Source organism: Serratia sp. GW822-FHT06D09 (assembly GCF_058799515.1).
Genome location: NZ_JBXALO010000001.1, coordinates 791,382 through 810,195, shown reverse-complemented (window position 1 = coordinate 810,195; position 18,814 = coordinate 791,382). Strand labels below are relative to the sequence as shown.

The 18,814-nt window shown below is 52.4% G+C and carries 19 protein-coding genes; 9 read left to right on the top strand and 10 right to left on the bottom strand.

Annotated elements, in window-relative coordinates; all coding sequences use genetic code 11:
• Positions 1–228: 228 nt before the first annotated feature.
• Together AC1RKG_RS03700 and AC1RKG_RS03695 are read left to right on the top strand one after the other, a co-directional pair.
• Positions 229–1,626 (top strand): NAD(P)/FAD-dependent oxidoreductase, encoded by a 1,398-nt coding sequence (locus AC1RKG_RS03700; protein ID WP_493182061.1) that lies wholly within the window; start codon positions 229–231, stop codon positions 1,624–1,626.
• Positions 1,623–2,840, top strand: a complete 1,218-nt coding sequence (locus AC1RKG_RS03695; RefSeq protein WP_493182059.1) for an FAD-dependent oxidoreductase — start codon at positions 1,623–1,625, stop codon at positions 2,838–2,840. The genes AC1RKG_RS03700 and AC1RKG_RS03695 overlap by 4 nt, the downstream gene beginning before the upstream one ends.
• Before the next feature lie 70 nt (positions 2,841–2,910).
• Here the strand turns inward: AC1RKG_RS03695 and AC1RKG_RS03690 are convergent, their stop codons facing one another.
• The 3 genes from AC1RKG_RS03690 to AC1RKG_RS03680 all read right to left on the bottom strand — a co-directional run bounded on the left by AC1RKG_RS03690 (position 2,911) and on the right by AC1RKG_RS03680 (position 6,054).
• On the bottom strand, positions 2,911–3,267 hold the full coding sequence (locus AC1RKG_RS03690; RefSeq protein ID WP_128864684.1) for a DUF1937 family protein: 357 nt from the start codon (positions 3,265–3,267) through the stop codon (positions 2,911–2,913).
• A 73-nt stretch (positions 3,268–3,340) separates the two neighbouring features.
• Positions 3,341–4,588 carry an ethanolamine utilization protein EutH gene (eutH, locus tag AC1RKG_RS03685; protein ID WP_020827178.1) on the bottom strand — a complete coding sequence of 416 codons (1,248 nt, stop codon included), beginning with the start codon at positions 4,586–4,588 and terminating at the stop codon, positions 3,341–3,343.
• A gap of 23 nt (positions 4,589–4,611) precedes the next feature.
• A complete protein-coding gene (locus AC1RKG_RS03680) occupies positions 4,612–6,054 on the bottom strand; it encodes an FGGY family carbohydrate kinase (protein WP_493182057.1) in 1,443 nt (480 codons plus the stop codon).
• A 294-nt stretch (positions 6,055–6,348) separates the two neighbouring features.
• Here AC1RKG_RS03680 and AC1RKG_RS03675 point away from each other — a divergent pair, with 294 nt between their 5' ends.
• On the top strand, positions 6,349–7,113 hold the full coding sequence (locus tag AC1RKG_RS03675) for a DeoR/GlpR family DNA-binding transcription regulator (protein WP_020827176.1): 765 nt from the start codon (positions 6,349–6,351) through the stop codon (positions 7,111–7,113).
• Positions 7,114–7,172: 59 nt separating this feature from the next.
• On the opposite strand, the gene AC1RKG_RS03670 is transcribed toward AC1RKG_RS03675, so the two are convergent.
• Together AC1RKG_RS03670 and cls are read right to left on the bottom strand one after the other, a co-directional pair.
• Positions 7,173–7,496, bottom strand: coding sequence for an HI1450 family dsDNA-mimic protein (locus tag AC1RKG_RS03670; RefSeq protein ID WP_004945300.1), 324 nt, complete (start codon positions 7,494–7,496; stop codon positions 7,173–7,175).
• A 56-nt stretch (positions 7,497–7,552) separates the two neighbouring features.
• Entirely contained in the window at positions 7,553–9,013 is a 1,461-nt protein-coding gene (gene cls, locus AC1RKG_RS03665) for a cardiolipin synthase (RefSeq protein WP_041414608.1), read from the bottom strand.
• Between the two features lie 253 nt (positions 9,014–9,266).
• Between cls and AC1RKG_RS03660 the strand changes: the two genes are divergently transcribed.
• Positions 9,267–9,443, top strand: a complete 177-nt coding sequence (locus AC1RKG_RS03660; RefSeq protein WP_071827036.1) for a YciY family protein — start codon at positions 9,267–9,269, stop codon at positions 9,441–9,443.
• A gap of 48 nt (positions 9,444–9,491) precedes the next feature.
• Here AC1RKG_RS03660 and AC1RKG_RS03655 read toward each other — a convergent pair whose 3' ends face one another.
• The gene (locus AC1RKG_RS03655) at positions 9,492–9,983 is read right to left on the bottom strand and encodes a Dps family protein (RefSeq protein ID WP_020827174.1); all 492 of its coding nucleotides are present in this window, start codon (positions 9,981–9,983) and stop codon (positions 9,492–9,494) included.
• Positions 9,984–10,179: 196 nt separating this feature from the next.
• Positions 10,180–11,652 carry an MFS transporter gene (locus tag AC1RKG_RS03650; protein ID WP_493182054.1) on the bottom strand — a complete coding sequence of 491 codons (1,473 nt, stop codon included), beginning with the start codon at positions 11,650–11,652 and terminating at the stop codon, positions 10,180–10,182.
• A 125-nt stretch (positions 11,653–11,777) separates the two neighbouring features.
• On the opposite strand from AC1RKG_RS03650, the gene AC1RKG_RS03645 reads away from it, so the two are divergent.
• A complete protein-coding gene (locus AC1RKG_RS03645) occupies positions 11,778–12,332 on the top strand; it encodes a TetR/AcrR family transcriptional regulator (protein WP_493182052.1) in 555 nt (184 codons plus the stop codon).
• A 73-nt stretch (positions 12,333–12,405) separates the two neighbouring features.
• On the opposite strand, the gene AC1RKG_RS03640 is transcribed toward AC1RKG_RS03645, so the two are convergent.
• Positions 12,406–12,669, bottom strand: a complete 264-nt coding sequence (locus AC1RKG_RS03640) for a DUF1471 domain-containing protein (protein ID WP_048758642.1) — start codon at positions 12,667–12,669, stop codon at positions 12,406–12,408.
• A gap of 342 nt (positions 12,670–13,011) precedes the next feature.
• Complete coding sequence (locus AC1RKG_RS03635) at positions 13,012–13,308, bottom strand: YciI family protein (RefSeq protein ID WP_020827169.1); 297 nt, start codon at positions 13,306–13,308, stop codon at positions 13,012–13,014.
• A 180-nt stretch (positions 13,309–13,488) separates the two neighbouring features.
• Between AC1RKG_RS03635 and AC1RKG_RS03630 the strand changes: the two genes are divergently transcribed.
• The 4 genes from AC1RKG_RS03630 to AC1RKG_RS03615 all read left to right on the top strand — a co-directional run bounded on the left by AC1RKG_RS03630 (position 13,489) and on the right by AC1RKG_RS03615 (position 17,639).
• Positions 13,489–14,142, top strand: a complete 654-nt coding sequence (locus tag AC1RKG_RS03630) for an epoxyqueuosine reductase QueH (RefSeq protein WP_020827168.1) — start codon at positions 13,489–13,491, stop codon at positions 14,140–14,142.
• A 238-nt stretch (positions 14,143–14,380) separates the two neighbouring features.
• Positions 14,381–15,127, top strand: coding sequence for a TonB system transport protein TonB (gene tonB / locus AC1RKG_RS03625; protein WP_128864679.1), 747 nt, complete (start codon positions 14,381–14,383; stop codon positions 15,125–15,127).
• A 335-nt stretch (positions 15,128–15,462) separates the two neighbouring features.
• Positions 15,463–16,674, top strand: coding sequence for an MFS transporter TsgA (gene tsgA, locus AC1RKG_RS03620; RefSeq protein ID WP_122079508.1), 1,212 nt, complete (start codon positions 15,463–15,465; stop codon positions 16,672–16,674).
• The gene (locus AC1RKG_RS03615) at positions 16,671–17,639 is read left to right on the top strand and encodes a nucleoside hydrolase (RefSeq protein WP_493182050.1); all 969 of its coding nucleotides are present in this window, start codon (positions 16,671–16,673) and stop codon (positions 17,637–17,639) included. The genes tsgA and AC1RKG_RS03615 overlap by 4 nt, the downstream gene beginning before the upstream one ends.
• Before the next feature lie 10 nt (positions 17,640–17,649).
• On the opposite strand, the gene AC1RKG_RS03610 is transcribed toward AC1RKG_RS03615, so the two are convergent.
• Positions 17,650–18,675 carry a LacI family DNA-binding transcriptional regulator gene (locus tag AC1RKG_RS03610; RefSeq protein ID WP_493182048.1) on the bottom strand — a complete coding sequence of 342 codons (1,026 nt, stop codon included), beginning with the start codon at positions 18,673–18,675 and terminating at the stop codon, positions 17,650–17,652.
• Between the last annotated feature and the right edge of the window lie 139 nt (positions 18,676–18,814).

Here is an 18,814-nt window from a genome sequence, read left to right as displayed (position 1 = left end):
TATGGCATTTCCGCCACAAGGAAAAACCAACAAAAACCACAAATAACGCACGCGGCTAAAAATGAAACTCAGCGTATTTATTTAAAATAATAAATAAATTTCAATGGGTAATTCTATTTATCTATGGTTTTTGCTGTTCCCTTTGCGATTTTAAAATGTGGTTTTGATGTTGTAATGGTGTGGTTTATGTGGTTTTATTATCACATGTTTCGTGGTGAGAAAACGCGTATGACACAGCTAAATGAAAATGTTGATGTGGTAGTTATCGGAGGCGGCGTAGTGGGATGCGCCGTTTTCCGACGTTTCACCCTGATGGGCGCGAAAACGTTATTGCTGGAGCGTGGCGGCGATATCTTGTCCGGCGCCAGCAAGGCCAACAGCGCGATCCTCCATACCGGTTTTGATGCGCCGACGGGAAGCCTGGAGCTGCAATGCATGCAGGCGGGTTACGACGAGTATTTGGCGATCAGAGAAAAGATGAACCTTCCGCTGTTGCAGACCACGGCCATCGTGGTGGCCTGGAACGAAGAACAGCTCGCGGCGCTGCCTGGCATAGTGAAACAGGCACATGAAAATGGGGTGACGGACGTGGCGCAGATTTCTGCCGCCGAAGTTTATCAGCGTGAGCCAAAATTAGCGGAGGGCGTGCTGGGTGGGGTATTAGTCCCCGGTGAATATGTCATCGATCCCTGGAGTGCGCCGCTCGCTTACGTTACGCAGGCCGTGATGCACGGTGGGGCTGACCGTTTTAACTGTGAAGTGACCAAGGCAACGCGCGATGAGCAAGGTTGGTTATTGCAGACTAACCAGGGCAGCGTGCGTACTAAGTTGGTGATCAACTGTGCGGGTAACCATGGTGATTTGATCGATGGCCTGTGGCGGAAACCGGATTATGAAATCCGCCCAAGGAAAGGGCAGTTTCTGGTCTATGACAAAGCCGCCGCGGCGGATATCAATGCTATCATCCTGCCGGTTCCGACGCCCACCACCAAAGGCGTTCTGCTGTGTCGAACCATTTTCGGCAATATGATCCTGGGGCCGACGGCTGAAGAGCAAACCGACCGTAACCGGGCCGATGTCGATGAATCGGTGCTCAAAGGGCTGATTGAAAAAGGCAGCCGGATGTTGCCGACTTTGACGCAATACAGTGTGACCGCCACCTACGCTGGGCTACGGCCGGCAACGGAAAAGAAAGAGTATCGAATTTATCACTATCCGCAGGAAAATTGGATCAGCGTGGGCGGGATCCGTTCCACTGGGCTGACGGCTGCGTTGGGGATTGCCGCCCATGTAGAAACACTTTATCGCGACCATTTTAATCCGCTCTTTACCGATCAACCGCCTGCTGAGCTCCAGTGGCCGGTGATGCCGATGCTGTCTGATTATCAGCCGCGTGATTATGCCTGTTCGGGCAATGGCGGCATTGTCTGTCACTGCGAATTGGTCACGCGGCGTGAGCTGGAGGCGGCATTCCACTCGGCGGTGCCGCCTGAATGTATCGGTGGTTTGCGTCGCCGTACCCGCGTCATGATGGGACGCTGCAACGGCTTTTTCTGCAGTAATCAGGTTGCCGAAATCGTGGGCGATCGTCTGGACAACACGCTGGTCGTTGGGAGGGTGGAATGAGTCAGTCATATGACGTGATTATTATTGGCGCCGGGCCGGCCGGTTTGGCCGCCGCCCGCGCTTTATGGGATGAAGGCGTAAATCGCGTTCTGCTGTTGGAAAGAGAGAAACAGGCGGGTGGCGTACCGCGCCATTGCCGTCATCCTACGTTCGGCATGCAGACGTTCTACCGGCCGATGAAAGGGCACCTCTGGGCCGAGCGCATTCTGAATCTGGTGCAAAACAATTGTGAAATCAGAACCTGTACCACGGTGGTAGATATCAAGCCCGGCGGTGAGGTAATCATCTCTGGCGATCGGGGCCTTGAAACCTTGCGTGCAAAACGCGTGATTATTGCCACGGGCGTGCGCGAAACGCCACGCCATGCCAGGCTGGTCAGCGGCGTAAGGCCGCAGGGTGTTCTGACCGCAGGGGCGTTACAGCAGTTTATCTATCTGAAAAAACTCAAGCCGGGCATTAAGCCGGTGATCGTCGGGTCTGAGCTGGTCAGCTTTTCCACTATCTGGACGCTGCGCAATGCGGGCATCAAGGCGCTGGCTCTGATAGATGAAAACCCCCGGCCAACGGCGTTTCGCGTGGCTGCGTTATATGCACGCCTTATGGGCGTTAAGCTCCATCTGGGTGCGCACATCACTCAAATCAATGGCGGCGAGCGGGTGGAAAGTATCGAATTTACCGCCGCGGACGGCAGCTCACAACAATTAGCCTGCGACAGCATTATTTTTACCGGCCACTTTACCGGCGAGTATACGCTGATCCGTAACAGCCATTTGGCCTATGAGCCTGAGACTGGCCGCCCATGGTTCGACCAGCACGGTCGCTGTTCCGATCCGGCCTATTATGTTGCAGGTAATATGACGCACCCCGCCGATATGGGCGATCAGTGTTACCAGGAAGGGTTGCGCGTAGGTCGGCAAGTTGCCCGATCTCTGCAACAGGATGACGCCGTGCGATTTGAGATTCCTATTCAACTGGACGAGGTATTCCGTCTTGCTGCGCCAAATCGCGTTTCCGTGTCAGCACCGGCCGCCGATCGCGTCACGCTCAATGTCCGTGTTAACCGTTACCATAAAGGCGAAATCATCGTACGCGACGGTGAAAAAGAGCTTTACCGCGGAAAGCACCGCTGCTTGCCTGAACGTCGCATTCTTCTTAAAAATATCGATATTTCCGGTCTCACGCCGAACAGTCACTTGACCGTTATCGCCCGATAGCGATTTTCCCCACTTAGCACAATGAAAAAGCCTGCATATGCAGGCTTAGTTTATTCTGATGTCCAGAGAGCTATTTGAATTCGTGTTCAACCTCTGACCACAGACTTACGCGTTGATTGCGTGATTGATAGAACTCAATCTCTCGTTTAATGCCTGCGCTTTGATCCCAACCGGGAAGATCCAAAATAATCAACTCTTCCATCATGGCTAAAAACAGCGCATCCACCGGCGCCCACATTTTGCCAATCTCTGCTTTATCGGTGTTTTGCAACTGCAAATTAATTGGGTGCGACATGGTGACCTGGCTGAAAACCGCATGACCGGCCTCGATGATGTTGGCTGCCACTTTATTGCAGGCGAGAAATCGCTCCTGCACCACGTTCTCATCGGCATGGCTGTAGGGGCAGGCAAGGAATATCTTACGCATGGTGAACCTCATAGGATTACATAAAGAAAGCAGTGCCTGGTTACCAGGCACTGCTGGGGAATTAAGCGGGAAATTAAACGGCCAGGGGAACGGTCGGCCGATCGTTTTGCGCTGCCGCCTCTTCGCGTGCGTCGCGCTGCTCCATCCGTTGCGCCTCCGGGACGGAAATAAAGATTGCGATGGTCACGGCAATGGCACCGGCAAGGAATTTACCGACCATAATCGGCAGGACCAGGGTGGGCTGGAAGTTGGCGGTAAAGGCCAAATGGTCGCCTAAGGTCGCCTGGGCGCAGATACCAAAGGCCACGCACAGTACTTTGTCACGGGCACGCATATCTTTGAACAGGTGATAAACGGCGATGATGTTGGCCAGCACCATGACCATGCCAATGGCCCCGGCATCCGTGAGCCGAAGTTGTCGGCCGATAAACTTCATCGGGCGCTGGCAGTACTTCTGGAACAGGTAGCAAATCGGGAAGGTGCCCGCCAGCATGATGCCGATATAGCCCGCAATCTCAATCGCCCGGTAAAGTTCTTTTTCGTCGGCGAAAAGAGGATCGAACACCCAACCGCCAAAGACTTTGCTAAAGACCCCGGTGAAGTGCTGAATAATACAGGCGGCCAGCACCATTTTGATAAAGGCATCCATAATCTTGCCAAAGAACAGAAAGCATTTGACCATCCATAGGGTTCGGTATTTCAGCCCTAACGCCAGCAGGATGCAAAAAACGAACAGGGGGGAAAGCAGTTGCAAGGCATTGAAGAAGTCGATGCTTAAATAGTGATTGGCGGGGGATGCCGTGGAGATGATATCCCGTACCGGAATATTATTAAGCGTGATGATCATCAATGAAATCAGTACGCCAAACGGAATGCTGATTAAGCCTGCCATGGCGCCCAGCGCCAGATATTTGTGGTCTTTTTGCTGTAGCATGACCAGGCCGACCGGAATTAAATAGACGATACTGGCACCGGAGGTGTAGCCAACCAACATGGCTGTGATCCATTGATCACGATTAGCCGCGATCGCGTCTGCCAACTGATAGCCGCCCATATCAACGGCGATAATCGACAGGGCGGCAATGGACGCATCCGATCCCATTGATTGGAACAGAGGGCCGACGGTGTAGGTAATAGCGTAAGAAAGAATCGGGATCGCCGCCATAATACCGGCCTGGGCCAGAAATACCGGGCCAATGGAATGAATACCATTGACGAATTCTTTGCCCAATCCGCTTTCGGGTTTGATCACCGAAGCCATGGCGCCGAGCAGGGTCCCGGCCATAATGATATAGATAATGATGTTGCCAATCTCAGACATAATTGCCTCCGTTTTCTTATTATTTATTCGCCGCGCAGGTTGCGGGAACGGGAAATAATGTCCTTATATTTTGCAAAATAAGGAGACAGATCGCGTTCTGCAGGCTCAGTGGTGACGTGTTGTGTTCTGACGTTCATCGGGTGGGTGTTGCCTAAGCCCTTGCGAGCCAGCAAAGCGACACCCTGCGCGGTAATTTCCCGGTTGGCAGGGGTAACGATGCGTTTTTGGATCAGGCTGGCAAGGAACTGCTTAAAGTAGAGGTTGGCCGATAAGCCACCGTCCACCGAAATGGTGTCGCCAATGGGCCGAACTTTGTCCATGGCGTAGATCACCTCGGCCGAGCGCATGGCGATCCCTTCAAGAATGGACTGCAGCATGTCTTTGCGTTCGGTTTCCAGCGACAGCCCAGCCCATAATCCGGCTGCCGAGCGATCCCAATAGGGGCAACCCAAGCCGGAGAGTGCAGGGATAAAAGCCAAGCCGCGAGCGATGGCCGGTTGATCCGGGAAATCGGAGAACTCCTCGATATCGCTGTACAAGCCGATCTTTTTGGCCCAGTTAATGGCCGATGCCGCGTTATAGACGCCGCCATCCAGGCCGTAGAGCGGAGGCTCGCCCGGTAATTTCCAGCATAATGTCGGGAGAAGCCCTGAGCCTTGCGCGTCGGGAACCTTGGGTCCGGTAATCGATTGCAAAAACGCGCCGGTGCCGAAAGTGATTTTCATCTGACCGGGCTGCAGGCAGCCATGACCATAAGTGCCGGCAAACTGATCGACGATGCAGGCCGTCAGCGGTGTGGTATTGCCGGCATAGGTCACGTCGCCAAAATGGCCGGTATTGTCGCGAATGTTTGGCAATGCTTCGATTGGAACGCCAAATAACCGACACAGTTCTTCGTCCCATTGCAGGGTATGAATATTGAATAACGAGGTTCGGGAAACCGAGTTGTAATCGGTGATATGTGTCCCGCACAGGTGGAACATGAAAAAACTGTCCATCGTACCGAGTCGCAAATGGCCGCGGCGTGAAAGCTCACGGGCACCGGGCACATTGCGCATGATCCATCCCAGCTTGCTCCCGGAAAAATACGTATCCAGCGGCAGGCCGGTCTTCGCCCTGATGGTTTCTTCAAAACCTTCATTGCGCAGTTGACGGATAACGGATTCGGTACGCTGGTCTTGCCAAATAATGGCGTTATAGAGCGGCAGGCCGCTCTGGGCATCCCAGGCGACGACGCTTTCGCCCTGATGCGCCAGGCCAATGGCATCCACCACCCCACACTGGCTAAGACAGGTGCGAATATTGCGCAGGATCTCCATGGGATCATGTTCAACCCAACCAGGATTGGGCGTTAATTGTTTGTGCGCGATGGCGGCGGGGGAAAAATGTTTTCCGTCCTCGCCGAACACCACGACGCGTGTTCCTGTTGTTCCTTGGTCAATGGCTGCATAGCGTTGGTTCAGCATAAAGCCCTCAGGTCTATTTTGTGGTTTATGTGTTGTCATTGTGCCCGTTTATATTATTTAGTATCATCACTACACATTAAATCAACATCAAACTCACAATTTTCGATTTAATTGTGACCAACATCTTGGTTTTGGCTTCTGGCAGTGTGGTTATGCTGTGGTTTTAGCCCTGTGAAAAGTGAAATGGGCAGTTGCTTCACGTGAGGAGTTGGTAAACAATTGTCGACCAAGCAATAAAATGCCCCGCAAACCCACACTTTTTATAATGTTAAAAACAGCATAATGGATCAGAAGATGGATTACTCAAACGCATTAGAACGAAGGAACATCATTCTCGATAAGTTGAAAAATAGTGGGCAGGTGTTCGTCAATGAATTGGCTGATGACTTTAATGTTTCTCAGGAAACCATTCGCAGAGATCTGAATAAGCTTGAAGAGCTGAAACACATCAAGAAAATCCATGGTGGGGCGGTTATCGCTCAGTTTGGGTTTGAGCTGGAATTTAATCAGCGGGCCAAATTGGCTGAAGACGACAAAAAGGCCATTGCCATTAAGGCGGCAGAATTGATCAAGCCCGGGGACTCGCTGTTTATCGACTTCGGGACTACGACGCTGGAGTTTGCCAAGCAGATTGCCGGTATTAATCAGCTTACCGTCATCACCAATTCTCCGGTGATCGCCAATCTGTTCCATGACAATTCAACGATTAACCTGATCCTGATTGGTGGCCAGTTTGGCCTGTCGAAAATGGAGTGCATTGGCCCGGTGGCATTGCAGGGGATCAGCGCTTTCTATGCGGATTACGCGGTCATCGGTGCCGGGGCGGTGAGCCCAAAGGCAGGGGTGATGGATCAGGATTTGAACGAGGCCGCCATTGCCCGTCAGATGATCAAAAACAGCAACAAAACCATTGTCCTTGCCGATGGGCACAAGTTGAATAACCATGCGACAGGGCTGGTGGCAGAGTTAAAAGATATCTCGTGGTTGGTGACCAGCGATCCGGAGAAAAAACTGAAGAATCTGGTTTTCCCGGCGAATCTTCAGGTGATTGTGGCCTGAGGAGGGTAAGCAACCCTGCCGGTCGCGATGACCGACAGGGTTATATGAGTATCAGAAGGTTACTCTTTCCACAGGATGTGGCAAAGCTTGTGGTCTTTCTCGCGGCACAGCAGCACGCGGGCAAAAACGTCGTTGATTGGCTCGCCATCGCTGTCTGCCAGACCAATCACTACCTCGGCAAAGAAATCCGGGTTCAGGTCAAAATCCACATGTTCCGACCAGTCTTCCGCAGGGTCATACAGTTCTGCGCCGCCGCGCTCCTCAAACTGCAGATTGAACAGCAGAATATCCGCCGGATCCAGATTGTCGCCGGCCAGTTCCAGAAAGATGTCGTAAGCCTGTTCCAGCGTTTCGTCTTCAGTAAGGCGGTTATTCAAATCCATAATTAAATCCCGATCACAAATGATTTGGCGTTATTAAACCATGCCCGCTACGGCATTTATAGCAGCGGGCTGAAAAAGTAGAACAGGCGCTCGACAATCCGATGCCAGAACGGCCGTTTCTGCCACTCTTGTGCGTTCAGCAACTGCGAACGGGCAATATAATCATCCTGCACACAGGCCAGATCGCTGCCGAAACCGTCATCGTCGATCACCAGCGTGATTTCGAAGTTCAGCCACAGGCTGCGCATGTCCAGGTTCACCGTACCCACCAGGCTGAGCTGACCGTCGACCAACACGCTCTTGGTATGCAGCAGACCGCCTTCGAACTGATAAATCCGCACGCCCGCTTCCAGCAGTTCGGAGAAGAAGGAGCGGCTGGCCCAGCGTACCATCGTCGAGTCGTTGTCGCGTGGGACAATAATGCTGACCTCCACCCCGCGCAGGGCGGCGGTGCAGATAGCATGCAGCAGGTCGTCGCTTGGCACAAAGTAAGGCGTGGTCATGATCAGCTGTTCGCGCGCAGAGTAAACGGCCGTCAGCAGCGCCTGGTGGATCATCTCTTCAGGGAAGCCGGGACCGGAGGCGATAACCTGGATCGTGTGGCCGCTTTCCTGTTCGAACGGCATGATATTGACGTCCGGCGGCGGCGGCAGGATGCGTTTACCGGTTTCAATCTCCCAATCACAGGCATAAACGATCCCCATGGTGCTGGCGACCGGGCCCTCCATGCGCGCCATCAAATCGATCCATTGGCCGACGCCGGCATCCTGTTTGAAATAGCGCGGGTCCACCATGTTCATGCTACCGGTGTAGGCAATATAGTTGTCGATCAGTACCACTTTACGGTGTTGACGCAAATCCATTCGACGAAGGAACACACGGAACAGGTTGACCTTGAGTGCTTCCACGACTTCGATACCGGCATTACGCATCATGCCGGGATAGGGACTACGGAAGAATTGCAGGCTACCGGCAGAATCCAGCATCAGGCGGCAGTGTACGCCCCGGCGCGCGGCCGCCATCAGCGACTCGGCGACCTGATCCACCAGTCCGCCGGGCTGCCAGATATAAAACACCATCTCTATATTATGGCGAGCCAGCTCAATATCGCGGATAAGCGCTTCCAGCGTTGAATCCGTCGTGGTCAGCAGCTGAAGTTGGTTGCCTTTGACGCCATCAATGCCCTGACGGCGATCGCACAGTTGAAACAGAGGTCTGGCAACCTCGCTGTACTCCGTAGCGAAGATCCGCTGGCTCTCTTTTAATTCGCTCAGCCAGCGTGCGGTAGAGGGCCACATGGCCTTGGCGCGTTCGGCCCGGCGTTTGCCCAGGTGCAATTCGCCAAAAGATAAATAAGCCACAATACCAAACAGCGGCAGAATGTAGATAACCAGCAGCCAGGCCATCGCTGACGGTACGGCACGGCGTTTCATCAGAATACGCAGGGTCACACCGGCGATAAGCAGCCAGTAACCAAACACCATGAGCCAACTGATTACGGTATAAAATGTTGTCATAAAGGCGAAAAATCCCGTTCGCAAACCACCAACGATGAGTGTACGCACAGAATGGTAAAGGGGAAACCTTTTCTCCGCGCTTATGTTGCAAAAATATGATTGTCTTAAGGCACTTGCTGTAAACGAAAAGGACATTTTGGGCTAACTGCCGCGTGGTCGGGGCAGAGTAAAATACGAAAAACTGTGGCTTGGATCGCACAGTGAAAGGGCTATAATGCCCGCCGTTGGCTTTTGACGAATGAGTGACGAAACGATGAGACGCAGTAGAAACGAAGTGGGCCGCTGGCGGATGTTGCGGCAGAGCCAGCGCCGCAGGCATCGCTGGTTGGAACGCCAGTCATGCAGCAATCGGCATATCATTCGGGTGCGGCGTCGCTTGGACGATCAGCACCGACGTTCGTTGCTGTTTGTGGTGTCATACGAGTGGTAAAACGAAAACAGTCCCTGAGGGGACTGTTTTGTTAGCGGAGACTGGGGGTTATTTACCCAGATAGGCGTTAAGCATCCACACCTGTTTTTCCTGCTCTTTGATGTAGTCGCTCATCAGAGAAGCAGTCCCTTCATCACCGGCATCGGCAGCCAGCGTCAGCAGTTCACGCTGTTGTTGCAGCAGCACCGAATAACCGTGCAGCAACCCGCTTAGCGTACCTTTATCGTCGGTGACGTTGGTGTCTTCCTTGATGTCGGAAGTTTTCAGGTAATCGCTAAAAGCATGACGCGGTTGTGAACCCAGGGTCAAAATACGCTCTGCCAATTCATCGACTTTGGTCAGCAGATCGTTATAGGTTTCTTCAAATTTGACGTGCAGCTCGAAGAAGTGCGGGCCTGAAATGTTCCAGTGGTAGCCGCGTACGTTCATATACAGCACCTGATAATTCGCCAGCAGCGCATTCAAGGCTTCCGAGAGCTTCGCCGATTGTTTGCTGTCCAGGCCGATATGGTTTTTTGCTGCTTTCTTCGTCGTTGCCATAATAATCTTCTCCTGATTATTTGATTCGATGATTTACACAATATCCATAACAAACACAGTAACCGGATTTATCGCAGGGTTAAAGACGTTCAAAAGCATCAATGCAATCGTCAAAACCAATATCGATAAATCCGCGAAGCAAATTGCCAAATCAGTTTAAGCAGAATGCGTTAACAACAACAGCAGCTTTCGACCATTACTTGCGCAATGCCATTTTTGCCACGCCGGCGCCCAGTGCCATCAGCGTAGCGGCTGCAATCAGCACGACGATAAATGCGCGGTCGAATGCCAGGCGCGCCAGCTGTTTAAGCTGTTCGGCCTGATCGGCTGCCAGATTGGCGGCCAGCCTCAATGCCTCGTCGATGCTGTCGTAGGCGATATCACTTACCGGCAGGCTGCCAGGCAGAGCCAGGCTGTGGCTGTAGATGGCGGTCATCAATCCGCCAAGCAAGGTGATGCCCAGAACCCCGCCCAATTCATAGGAAACGTCTTCGATCGACGCTGCCATACCTGACTTCTCTTCCGGCGCGTTAAGCATGATGGCGGTTGAGGCTGCTGTGATCACGCCGCCAAGACCAAAACCGGCGATGAACAGGCAAATCAGCTGCAACACCAGGCTACTTTGGTAAAGCAGAGCCAGGCCTGCGATACCCAAGCCGGTCAGAGTAAATCCACTGAGTATCATGCTGCGCTCACCGAAGCGCGGCAGCAGTAAGCCGGTTAACGGGCCTGCCAGCGCTGACGCCAGCGGGATCGGCAGAATAAACAGCGCGGCCTGCAAAGGGCTGAGTTCAAGCACCAGCTGCAGCCGTTGAGTCAGTACCAGCTCTACGCCGACTAACGCAATCATCGACACTAACGCTACCCCGACGCCACCGGCAAACAGCCGATTCTGGAACAACGAGAAGTCGATCATCGGATAGCGTGCCCGCCGTTGGCGGCGAACAAACAGCCAGAGCGATACAACGCCGATCGCGGCGGCAATCGCCAACGCGGTAAAGGAGGGGGCCGCTTTGCTTAGTTCCTTTAACGCATAGATACAACCAACCAGACCGGCCATGATCTGTACCGATCCGATGATATCGTAAGGGCTTTTGTTTTCGCCGCCGCAGTGTGGAATCAAACGCCATGCAAACGGCAGTACTGCCAACACCACAGGGACGTTGATCAAAAACACCGAGCCCCACCAGAAATACTCCAGCAGCACGCCGCCAACTACTGGCCCAATAGCCGCGCCGCCAGAGGCCACCGCTGCCCAGATGCCTATGGCCAAGGCGCGTTCACGCTCATCAGTAAAGACATGGCGGACAATGGACAGGGTAGCCGGCATCATCATCGCGGCACCTACCGCAAGGAATACCCGGGCAGCGATCAGCCATTCGGCCGACGGGGAAAAGGCCGCGCAAAGCGAGGCGACGGCAAACACCGGCAACCCAGCTATAAACAATCGTTTATGACCAATACGATCGCTCAACATGCCTGCACCAGGCAGTAAACCCGCTACCACCAGTGGATAGGCATTTACGATCCATAATTTTTGCGAAGCGCTGGCATCCAGCGCCAGGGTCAGCCGTGGCAAAGCGGTGTAAAGTACCGTCATGTCGATAATAATCAAAAAAAGCGCGCTGGAAATCATTGCCAGGATCAACCAGCGGTTGTTTACGTGCATAATATTATTCCAAAAAAACAAGCTACGCGGGGGCGTAGCTATAAGATCGTCACCACTCAGGATTGCCGGGTGGTATACTGGCGTAATATATATCCATACGTATGTATTGAAAAGAGGGTTTCTCAATGGGACGTCAACGCAGCATCGATCGTGACAAGGTTCTGGACGTGGCGGAAGAGATTGTCGCCACGCAGGGTGCCGCCGGGCTGACCATTGATTCTGTTGCCAGAGCTATGGGGATTTCCAAAGGTGGCGTGCAATATTGCTTTGGCAGCAAAGACGCTATGATCGATGCGATGTTCGATCGCTGGGGTAAAGCTTATGAACGGGTATTCGACGAGATTGCCGGCGAAAACCCCTCGGCCACGACGAGTGCGCAAGCGCATCTGCAGGCGACCCGAAGCTCCGATCAGGCCTCCAGCGCCAAGGCTGCCGGGCTGATGGCGACCCTGATCCAAACCCCGGAGCATCTGGACAGTACGCGTGAATGGTACCGCAGTCGGATTGCCGAACTGGATTTAGCCACTGAGGAAGGCAAGCGTGCGCGGCTGGCGTTTTTGGCCACCGAAGGAGCATTTATGCTGCGCTACTTTGGCTTGATGGAGATTGATCCGGCGGAGTGGGATGCCATGTTTGCGGATATGCAGACATTGATTTTGCAAGATGTGCAGAGTCGCTGAAGATTTTTAGTGGATCAGGATTAACGCGGCCCGAGTCACCGCCGCGTTAATACGCCATTTGAGTATTCAGGCGTTATTTGTAGGCCACGGCATTGATGGTTTCGAAGGAGGTTTTCCCCTCGCGGCCGATAATCACATAGTATTTCCCGCCTTTTTCATCGACCGCTTTAGACAATCTTGCGTGATCGATGCCCACGGTATCATCGCCATCTTGTGAGATGGTCACCGGGCCAATTTCGGTATGTTTTGCGGCTTCTTCCTTGGTGATTTCAATGGCGGCCATGGAAGAGAAGGAGGCGAATGCCAGTACAGCCAACAGATATTTAGTTGCTTTCATCACTATTCCTTTTACGTAGAGAACGAATGGATAAGTTCGAACATGACTACGGCTTAAGTGTAGGTCGCTGTTGTAGGTTTTCCATGCAGTGGTAAAAATAAGCGGTACAGGCGGAGCCTATCGCACCGATAGATGGCGAATTCAGCGGGGAAGGGAGTATGTTTATCGAACAAGATATTCCCTCGAAGAACCCTTTAGCCAGCCACTCCGTGCTGGCTTTTTTTTGTCTTTATTTAGCTGGTGAATGCTAAATGGCTAAAATCAAATTCCCCTAATGGTGACACTCGTTCTGCCAGTCATAACAACCCACCGCGGCGAAAAAGCAGCGGGTTGCCATTAACGCTAGAACACCTGTTTGAAGGGTTTGACCGTTACGTCACCATAAACGCCGGCGGCGACGTAGGGATCTTGTTCCGCCCAGGCTTGTGCGTCCGCCAGCGAGGCGAACTCCGCAATAACGGTGGAGCCGCTGAAACCGGCGCTGCCCGGATCGTTACTGTCGATGGCGGGGTTGGGGCCGGCAACCACCAAACGGCCAGCATCACGCAGTGCCTGCAGGCGCGCCAGGTGCGCGGGGCGTACCGACAGGCGGTTTTCCAATGAGTTGGGGACGTCTTGCGCGTAGATCAGATAAAGCATGTTTCACCTTTAAAATCATTGCTATAGAACGGTAAATTTAAAGTAGCGCAAAAGACGAGACAAGGGAATGCCCGCCCGCTGGAATTTAGCCACGGCTGGCGCTTATGCCTTGAAGCCGCTAGTGTTTATTCGTATAGTGCGGCCGCGCGATTCATCGGACAAGGTTTATGAGGTAGAGAAATGACGGAACTGGTTAGAGAGAAACTCAACTTGCCTGAGGGCAAAAGCAAACTGCTGCTGCACTCCTGCTGTGCTCCCTGTTCCGGTGAGGTGATGGAAGCCATTCAGGCCTCCGGCATCGAGTACGCCATTTTCTTCTATAACCCGAACATCCATCCGCAAAAGGAATACCTGCTGCGTAAAGACGAGAACATCCGTTTTGCCGAGCAGCATGGCGTACCCATTATTGACGCCGATTACGATACCGATAACTGGTTTGCTCGCGCCAAAGGGATGGAGCATGAACCTGAGCGCGGCATCCGTTGCACCATGTGCTTCGACATGCGTTTCGAACGTACCGCGCTGTATGCGCACGAAAATGGCTACGATACCATTTCCAGTTCGCTGGGCATCTCCCGCTGGAAGAACATGCAGCAAATCACCGACTGCGGCGTGCGTGCGGCAGAAAAATACCCGGATCTAGAGTACTGGGATTACAACTGGCGTAAAAAAGGCGGTGCTTCGCGGATGATCGACATCAGCAAGCGCGAGCGCTTCTATCAACAGGAGTACTGCGGTTGCGTTTATTCACTTCGTGACACCAACCTGCACCGCAAGGCGCAGGGCCGGCCGCTGATCAAACTGGGCGTGCTGTATTACGGCGATGAAGAATAACGTCGCATTGATAACGAATAACCCGCTGCGGCGGGTTTTTTGCTTCTTGGCGGCGGTAAATCAGGTTAATGAAGCGTGTAAAAGCCTCGGCGAAAAGGCAAATGAAAGGTTAATATCCCCATGAGTTTGCAGGTTTTAGCGATGAATAACGACGATTAGAGCGATAGTTTGCCATTCGTTATTGAATATGATTGCTATTTGCATTTAAACTTGGCGAACCAGAGGAAACAGAATCATTATGCCGCTAAAAAAGATGTTCCTTAATCGCCGTTTGTCCGTGCCGATTGTCCTGTCCGTTGGCTTACATAGCGCCCTGGTGGCGGGTCTGCTCTATGCTTCTGTCAAAGAAGTGATGGAGTTGCCCAAACCTGAAGATGCGCCAATCAGCGTCATGATGGTCAATACCGCCGCGATGGCGGAGCCGCCACCTCCTGCGCCGGCCGAGCCGGAGCCAGAACCGCAGGTGGAGCCTGAACCCGAGCCGGAACCAGAACCGATCCCGGAGCCGCCGCCGAAGGCAATACTGAAACCTGAGCCGGTAAAACCGAAGCCGAAGCCAAAACCTAAGCCGAAGGTTGAAAAAACGGTCAAGCGTGAACCGCAGAAAACTGAACCGCGTGAGCCTTCGCCGTTTGAAAATAACCAGCCGGCCAAGCCTATCGACAAAGCGCCGGTTAAGCAGGCACCTTCAGCACCGGTGGCGGGTAATTCGCGTGATGTGGCGCCGAGGGCGCTCAGCCGTGTCGATCCGATTTATCCGCCGCGTGCCAGAGCATTGCAGATTGAAGGCAATGTACGGGTGCAGTTTGATGTCGATAGCGATGGCCGCTTGAGTAACGTGCGTATTCTGTCTGCGGAACCACGCAATATGTTCGAACGTGAAGTGAAGCAGGCAATGCGTAAGTGGCGTTATGAAGCCAAGGAAGCGAAGAATATCACCATGAGTATCCGCTTTAAAATTAACGGCACCACGGAAATGAACTGACCGACAGGTTAGGGTTAATTAAAGACAAGGGTCGCTTCGGCGGCCCTTTTTGCTGCCTGAAATTCGCTATGCGTTGCCATAATCCTGCAATACGTCTTATTGAAGCTAAATGGTGTAACGATAAACCCTATAAGTCCTGCTATAGAAAACCTGCCTCACTGCGCCTGACAGTGAAACACGCACCTCAACCTCATTTATTGAACAAAAGCCGATCGCTCTCTCACTTCACGCAACATTAACGCTCATTTAACTTAATTGTGAACCCGATCACTTCAACTTCTCGGCACATAAAACAAAATGAAATGGTGTAACGTTAAACCTTTTCGGGGAAAACCATGAGTTCTTACCAAGCCAGCTTACTGTCTGTCTCATTTATGACCTATATGGTGATGGCGGGTCTCCTCACTCAGATAGGCATTGTTATTAAACCGATGTCTGTTTATCTGGGTATGGGCATCACGGACGCCGCGGCGATGTTTTCTTACCTGACCGGCGGCACGCTTTTGGGAACGTTCATCTCGATGGCGGTGTATTCCCGATTTGAGATCCGTCACATCCTGCGCGTCACCTATGCCATTTTCCTGGTTGTTCTGGCCGCATTGGTGTTTCTGGATGTCAGAAATCCGTTCGTTGTTTCGTTCTATCTTTTTGTTTTGGGCACCTGCTGCGGCACCGGTTTGTCGGGCGGCGCAGTGCTTATCTCCAAAGTTTTCAACGAAAACAAACGTGCTTCCGCCTTTATCGCCACTGATTGTGCCTTTAGCGCTTCCGGTTTTATCTTTCCCTCGATGGCGACAATGATCATTGCGGCCAATATGCAATGGACTACCGCCTACGGACTGGCGGGCGTGATTGCCGCGCTGGTGTTTATCAGCACCTTTATATTGAAATATCCGAAAGGGGATTTGGCCGAAGCCGATAAAGCAAACACCCCAGGCGCCAGGTTTAACTGGAAAGAGGTGATGACCCCCAGAGTGGTTTTAATGGGGTTTGCGCTCGGTGTTTACCTGTTTGCTCAGAGTACTTTCCTGACCTGGTCGCCCAGTTACTTGCAGCAGACGTTTGGTTTGTCCGCGGCGGAGTCCGGGGCGGCAGTGGGCAACTATTGGGGGCCATCCGTGTTTGGTTTAATCACCGCAGCCATACTGGTGAATAAAATCCCCGCACGGGTCATGTTAGTGGCGGTCTCTATCATTGCGATCCTGGTGACCTTTTACTTGAGCATAACTCACAACCCAAGGGTATTCCTGACTCTCACCCTGGGCTTCGGTTTTCTGACCTCGTGCGTCTATAAATTAGGCATTTCCGTTGGCTCTCAACAGGTGAAAAATTCTCCGGCCGTGCTGGTTACCTTTTTACTGACGTGCGGAACCGTGGGCAGCACGATTTCTCCGGCTTTGTCTGCCGCCATCGTTGATCGGTTCGGGGTGGCCAGCGCGATGGTCATGACCGTCCTGGGCTTTACCGCCGTCTGTATCGCCATTGTTGCCTGTCTGATACTCGAGAAGATTGAAAACACCAAATCCACAAAGGAAATATATTCATGAAGAGAAAAGTCATTTTTGATACGGATCCCGGCATTGACGACAGCATGGCGATGCTGCTGGCACATGCCAGTTCAGAGATAGAGCTGATGGGGATTACCACCGTTTTTGGCAATGCGACTATCGAGAATGCCACCAGAAATGCGCTGTATATCAAGCAGCGGTTTGGTCTGACTGCGGATGTTGCCATGGGCGCGGATACCCCGCTGGTCGTCGCGGCGGGTGAGCCAACCACTTTTGTCCATGGGTTAAATGGATTGGGAGATATAGATATTCCTGCGGGGGAGTATCACGGCATCGATAAGCGAGCGGCTCATGACTACATTATCGATAGCGTAAAAGCCCATCCGGGCGAGATTACCTTAATCGCCGTCGGCAGGTTAACCAATCTGGCTTTGGCGGTTGAAAAGGATCCCAGCATTGCCGGCCTGGTCAAAGAGGTGATTGTGATGGGCGGAGCATTTGGCCATAACGGCCATACGGGCAATGTGACTCCCTTCGCGGAAGCCAATATCATCGGCGACCCGCATGCGGCCGACAGGGTGATGACCACTGACTGGCCGGTGACTGTCGTTGGGCTGGACGTTACTCAGCAAACGGTAATGACTGGCGAATATATTGATCGACTACGTCTGGATTCAGCCCGATACGGTGAGTTCATTTATCGCATAACGCGTTTTTATGCGGACTTTCATCAACGGGAAATGGGTATGGAAGGGTTTTATGTGCACGACTCTTCGGCCATTGTCTATGCGATTGCCCCTGAGCTGTTCGACGTCAAAGTCGGCGCTATACGGGTGATTACTGAAGGGCCGGCCATCGGGCATACCCTGCTTAAAGAGGGGGGGAAACGTTACCCGATTGATGAGTGGAGCGGGAAACCGAAGCAACGTGTTTGCGTTCAGGTTGATCACCAGGGGGTGCTTGATCTCTATATGGCGACCATGGTGGAAAAGGCGACGGTTTAGTTTCTGAACGTCATTTTCCAAAATCGACGGGTTCACTGACCGATCCCCGGACGACCAGGCTAGGTGTTATTGATATTATGGCTTTACTCCCTGGATGAGACATTTTCATGGTCAGGCCTTCCAGGGCTTGGTAAGCCATGTCGTCCAAAGGAATTCTAACCGTGGAGAGTGACGGGAAAGACAATTTGGACATTTCTATATCATCGTAACCGATGACTGAAAGCTCCCTGGGGATCTTCAAGCCCAGTTCATTCGCCGCATTCTGCACGCCAATGGCCATTAAATCGTTATGACAGATAATGGCCGTTGGTAACGCTGCGGAGGAAAAAAGTTGATACATGGCGTCAACGCCGCTCTGATAGGTGTAGTTTCCTTCGATATAGTCGACGGCGTCTTCAGGCAGGTTAAATTCCCCCAGTGCTTTTTTCAGACCCGCGATACGGTTTGTTGTGGTCTTTAACGCTTTAGGCCCGGTCACACAGGCAATTTTTTTGTGCCCTTTGGACAGCAAGAACCGTCCTGCTATATAGCCGCCAGTCTCATTATGTAAATTGAATTCTGTACCCCCGCACAAACTCATCACATCACCGATGTCGAAAGCGATAGCCACCACCGGCACCGCATGGATCTGTTTGATTACGGTATCAATTTTGTCGCGCTTCAACGATATGAGGATGATGCCGTCCACGCGGCCTGACATTAAATTAATGTAGGTATGCAAATCCTCTTTATCGGCATGGCGGAAGCAGGAGATCACGGTAAAGTCCTGCTTGAAGCATTCATTTTCCAGCTTGAAGAACAGCTCGGAGAAAAAGGGGTTTTGGTCGACGATCGAAATGATGCCAATGCTTTTTAAACTGGCAGAGTTTTTCTTGAGTGAGGCGGCCAAGGCATTGTGTCGGTAGCCGGTAGCCTGAATGGCTTCCAGAATGTTCTGCCGGGTATCATCTTTGAGCTTTTTTTTATTATTAATAAAGTTAGATACGGTTGTTACAGAGACACCGGCATGGCGTGCAACGTCTTTAAGGGTAGCCATTCTCTACTTATAACCTCAGTTTTATGCCACAAGATGAATTGATAGGCGGAGCACTGACCAAGATAGCGATAGGCCGACTCTGGCGTCCCACGTCGTGGGGTACCCGGTTGATTATACACAAGCAAAATCAAGATACAGG